5 protein-coding genes are annotated in these 5,182 nt (G+C 46.5%); 4 read left to right on the top strand and 1 reads right to left on the bottom strand.

Annotated elements, in window-relative coordinates; all coding sequences use genetic code 11:
- The first annotated feature begins 114 nt into the window (after positions 1–114).
- From B4H32_RS05070 to B4H32_RS05060, 3 genes are all read left to right on the top strand, one after another.
- Complete coding sequence (locus tag B4H32_RS05070) at positions 115–477, top strand: hypothetical protein (RefSeq protein ID WP_004683205.1); 363 nt, start codon at positions 115–117, stop codon at positions 475–477.
- Positions 478–489: 12 nt separating this feature from the next.
- On the top strand, positions 490–1,158 hold the full coding sequence (locus tag B4H32_RS05065; RefSeq protein ID WP_004683206.1) for an LrgB family protein: 669 nt from the start codon (positions 490–492) through the stop codon (positions 1,156–1,158).
- Positions 1,159–1,246: 88 nt separating this feature from the next.
- Positions 1,247–1,690, top strand: a complete 444-nt coding sequence (locus B4H32_RS05060; RefSeq protein WP_286800500.1) for a DUF2147 domain-containing protein — start codon at positions 1,247–1,249, stop codon at positions 1,688–1,690.
- A gap of 76 nt (positions 1,691–1,766) precedes the next feature.
- On the opposite strand, the gene B4H32_RS05055 is transcribed toward B4H32_RS05060, so the two are convergent.
- Positions 1,767–3,950 (bottom strand): carboxy terminal-processing peptidase, encoded by a 2,184-nt coding sequence (locus B4H32_RS05055; protein ID WP_286800499.1) that lies wholly within the window; start codon positions 3,948–3,950, stop codon positions 1,767–1,769.
- Between the two features lie 215 nt (positions 3,951–4,165).
- On the opposite strand from B4H32_RS05055, the gene nagZ reads away from it, so the two are divergent.
- On the top strand, positions 4,166–5,182 hold a 1,017-nt coding region (gene nagZ, locus B4H32_RS05050), incomplete at its 3' end, for a beta-N-acetylhexosaminidase (RefSeq protein WP_286800498.1).

Below are 5,182 nucleotides of genomic sequence, written 5' to 3'. Positions count from 1 at the left end.
TTGGAAAAAAAGCTTCCTTATTCGAGCGGGCTTTGGAAGAATTCGAACGGAATGACAATTCATCACTATAATGATGATTACACATCGTTCAGATAGACGAGAGTAAAAAAGCACATGAAAGATATTGATTGGTCAGCCTGGTTTTGCACGATTTTATTGATTGTCGTATTTCGTGAGGGTGCCGTCCTGATCACCAAAGCCTTTCATCACCCTGAACTAGGTAATCTGGTGGGGTTGATTGCGCTACTCACCACCCTGCTGATCTGGAGGCGGTTTAAAAAAATCTCCAACCGCCTGATTGATACCAACAATAAAATCATGAAAGAAAGCGCATTTGCGTTTCTGCCGATTTGTGCAGGCTCGCTGATCATGCTGGTTCATCTGGGCAAGGAAATTCCTGTGTTTCTGTTTGTGCTCACCCTAAGTACCTTATTGCCCTTATGGATTTACGCCAAAATGGCAAAACGCTGGTTATAGAGGCCTTTATTTATGTTGATGGTTATTTATGGCTTTGTGATCACCCTGATCAGCTATCTGCTTGCAAAACCTTTGAATAAAAAGGTTCCTCAGATTCCGCTGATTGTGTTTGCCATGTTTATCGTGATTGGATTACTGGCAATCCTCGGCATTCCGTATGAACACTACATGAACAACGTCAATGATGTGTTTAACCATCTACTTGGTTATGTCACGGTTGCGCTGGCCATTCCCCTCGCAGCGATGCGCTACGATGACTTGCCCATCAAGTCCATGATCGGGATTTTATGTTTTGCCAGCATCAGTGCGGTTGCCCTGCCAATGGGACTTGCTTATTTACTGCACATGTCTGAACCGACCATCATGGCCTTTGCCACACGTGCGGTGACCACACCGATTGCACTTAACATTGCCACACTGCTACATGCCCCGTTGATGATGGTTTCTCTAATTGTGATCTTATCAGGTGTGATTGGAGCGGCCTTTTCACCGTGGATCTTAAAACATATCCATGATGAACGTGCCTCTGGCCTGGCGCTGGGTCTGGCGGCCCATGCCATTGGCACGGCACAGGCATGGCAGCGTGGTCCTGTCACGGGTCGTTATGCCGCATTTGGCATGGCGGTGAATGGGGTCTTCACAGCCATCTGGCTACCCACTTTTATTTTATCTTTGTCTTAAAATTTGCAGCAAATATCACATAAAGATTGAACTAGTTGTCAAATATCCTACATAATAGAGTATCAAACGTTAAAAGGATTTTTTAATGATGAAAGGCAAACAATTTATAGGTGCATTCCTCTTATCAGCAGTCAGTAGCTTTTCTTTTGCGGAAGACATTACGGGTCTTTGGCAGACGATTGATGACAAAACAGGTGCACCTAAAGGACTCGTTGAGATTCGTAAAGAAAATGACACCTATGTGGGTAAAATCGTCAAAGTCACCCCTCGTGCGGGCTATACTCCAAAGGAAACCTGTGTAGACTGTCCACCACCTTATACCAACAAACCTATTATTGGCATGGATGTGCTGACAGGCCTAAAGTCCACAGATGGCCTTAACTATACTAGTGGCCGTATTCTTGATCCAAATACAGGCAAGCTCTACAGCATGAAAGCCAAGTTAAGCTCAAATGGTAAACGCCTGCACTTGCGCGGCTATCTGGGTATATCTGCATTAGGCCGTAACCAGATCTGGATTCGAGTCAATTAAACCTTGAACTAAAGACTTAGACAATAAAAAATAGCCCTGTATGACAGGGCTATTTTTTAACAGCAAAATCGAAAATTTAACGGCTTTGCAATGCAGCATAGTCCAGCAGCACATTTGCCGCTTCGGTAATAAATGCCTCTTCCTCTGGTAGAGGTGGGCGCAGATGTGCTTTCATCTTGGCACGAGACTCCACCAGAGCATCAATAGAGGCCTGATAGCTTTCCCAGTTTGCATAAGGCGGCTGCCCTGTTGCAGCTCGGCGTTGATTTTCAGCATCCAGCGTTTGCTTTTCCAGATCAACCAGCTCAGCACGGCGCTGGTCAATATCCAGCACCACTTTTTTCTCATCGGCGGTCTTCTTGGCAAGCGTTTTGCGTATCTCCAGATACTTGAACTGTGGGTCTGTCGCAACACGCTGTCCAGAGATCTGGTTCAGTTTAGCCACATAGGGCTGTACCGAACCTTCACGCTTGAATGGTGCTGTTGGAATGGTGTCCCACTTCAGGGCATTTTTGGCCTTACGCTCGCCAAACTCCTCATTGTAGATATCCACCAGTCGGATGTCAGGAATCACACCTTTATTCTGGGTACTACCTCCTGTGACACGATAGAACTTACGCTGGGTCAGCGTTGCCTGACCATGTGCCAAAGAATCCAGTTGAACCTGAGCGGTTCCCTTACCTGTGGTGGTACTACCAATGATGATACCGCGTTCATAATCCTGAATTGCGGCAGAATAGATTTCACTTGCAGAGGCAGAGGCCAGATTCACCAGTACCGCCATTGGTCCAGCATAAATCTGTTCACCGCCATCGGTGTCTTCAAACACATTGACGTTACCATTGCCATCACGGATCTGAACCACTGGGCCTGACTTGATCACTTGTCCCAGCATACGGGCAACTTCTTCCAGAGAACCACCTGGATTATTACGCAAATCAACCATAATGCCTTCGACTTTCTTGGCTTTCAGTTCTTCAAATGCTTTTGCAGTATCTTCAGACACTGAACGATACTCAGTGCCAGCACGGCGTGAACGATAATCAAAGTAGAATGATGGAATCTCAATCACACCAAAGACATGCTTCTTGCCATCACGCGTGATTTCAACGGTACGTGAACGAACACCAGCATCCTCTTCCTGAATCACATCGCGTGTCAGTGTGACATTACGCGCCTGACTCATGGCTGCGCCAGCACCCAGCAGGCGTACCGTGACTTTGGTACCGCGTTTACCACGAATCAGCCCCACAATCTCAGAACTAGGCCAACCAATGACATCAATCATTTTATCGCCATCCTGAGCAACCCCAATGATGCGGTCTCCAGACTTGACCTGACCAGATTTACTGGCTGGGCCACCCTCAACGATGGTTTCAATCTTGGTGTAGTCCTCATTGCCACGTTCAGGACGAATCGAAACACCAATCCCCTCAAGCTGCAAGGTGGTCTGACGATTCAGCTCCATCGCATCAATTGGTGGATAATAATTACTGTGTGGATCATAGGTTGCCAGCATGGCATTCAATGTTTTATCCAGCACATCATCACTTTTTACACGGCCAATACGCTCGAGCTGGCGTGTATAGCGTTTGGTGAGTGTCTGAACAGGAGTTAAGTCTTCAGGCCCTGTCAGATCCTGTCCATTGGCAAGTGCTGGATTGGCCTTTAATGCCTTTTGCTTGGCCTGTTCCTCTTCCTTGCTGATGGTCAGGTTGATCAATTGTGACACCAGCATTTTCTGCCAGTGGTTTTGTTGCTCGGCAGTTGTTTTAAAATAAGCTGCCTTTTCACGGTCAATATCAAGATACACATCTTTCTGGTGCAGATTCTGTGGTTTCTTGAGTTCAGCCAGCATATATTCGTAGAACTGTTTCAAACGCTCACGGTATTGTGCATGAATGGCAAAAGGCCCCGTAAGGTTACCCGCTTTCAGGGAGCTGCCAAAGGTAGAGCCGTACTTATTCTTATATTCCTCAACCTCACCACTGAGAAACAGTGAATGATCTGGGTCAAGGCTATCTAGGTACATATCCAGAATGCGGTTTGAGGTATTGGCATCCAGACGCATGTTTAGGTAATGCTGACGGTCAACCAATGTTGCCAGTTGACGCGAGACCAGCGCCTGTTCCTGTGATGGCTGGATCGTTGTTGAAACAACTGACGTTTCTGTCGCCGCAAATGCCTCATTTATGGTATGAGAGAAAAATAAACCACCAGTCGCAATCGCAACCGCACACGCTATCGTTTGAAGTTTCATAAAATTTTGGTGCTTCCTTGGATATGGCAATTATTATACAGGCACAATGTCAATATGAATGCCATGCATTCAACATCTTGGCAACCTGCATAACTTATTCATCAATATCATGTCGTTTTATCATATTCTGTACTGACAAAATGTAGCAAATCATTGCACAATTTATCTATCGTTTTTTTCATCAAATTTTTTATCAAAATTCAAACGGAATCACTATGATCGGCGCATTGATGCTGGATATTGCTGGCACAGAACTTACCCAAGAAGATATTGAACTATTACAGGCTCCGCAAGTCGGTGGCATGATTTTATTTGCCCGAAATATTGAATCGCCTCAACAGGTCCGTGCATTGACAGACCACATGCGGCAGGTACGTCCTGACATCCTGATTGCGGTTGATCAGGAAGGTGGCCGTGTACAGCGTTTAAGACAGGGTTTTACCTTGCTTCCAGCGATGGGACGACTTGGAGAGCATTATCTGCACAGCCCACAACAGGCGATTGAACTGGCTGAACAATGTGGCTGGTTAATGGCCACTGAAGTGCTTGCGGTGGGGATTGATTTTAGCTTTGCACCTGTTCTGGACCTGAACGAGATTAGCGATGTGATTGGTGACCGTGGTTTTGCCAAAAACATGCAGGACATCGTGCCGCTGGCAGGTGCATTTATGCAGGGCATGAAAAAAGCAGGTATGGCAACCACGGGCAAACATTTCCCTGGTCATGGCTCCGTCAAGGCAGACTCACATGTTGCCGCAGCAATTGACAATCGTTCTTATCAGGACATCTATGACAAGGACATGCAAAGCTTTATTCAGTTAATGCCTCAGTTGGATGCCTTGATGCCAGCCCATGTGATCTATGATCAGGTTGATCCCAACCCAGCAGGCTTCTCCCCGTTCTGGCTGCAAAATATCTTGCGCCAGCAGCTCAGGTTTAATGGGGTTTTATTTTCGGACGACCTGAGTATGCAGGCTGCATGTGTGGCAGGTGGCGCGGATGCGAGGATTCAGGCTGCATTAAACGCGGGTTGTGATATGGGTCTGGTCTGCAATGACCGTGCAGCCGCATGTACCGCGCTGGATGGCATTCAAAACCTTGCCTTGCCAAACCAGCAACGATTGGAGCGTATGCGCGGTAAAATTCCAGATATTCAGATCGGCACTACTCTCACTTTGGACGAAACTTGGCAAAACGTCAGAAAAGTTATTGAAGGCTTTAAGAATTCGTTT

It is taken from the genome of Acinetobacter sp. UBA2063 (genome assembly GCF_002333245.1).
In the GTDB taxonomy this organism is placed as follows: Bacteria; Pseudomonadota; Gammaproteobacteria; order Pseudomonadales; family Moraxellaceae; genus Acinetobacter; species Acinetobacter parvus.
The sequence above is the reverse complement of the archived record's forward strand: the minus strand, read 5'-3'. Positions and strand labels throughout refer to the sequence as shown.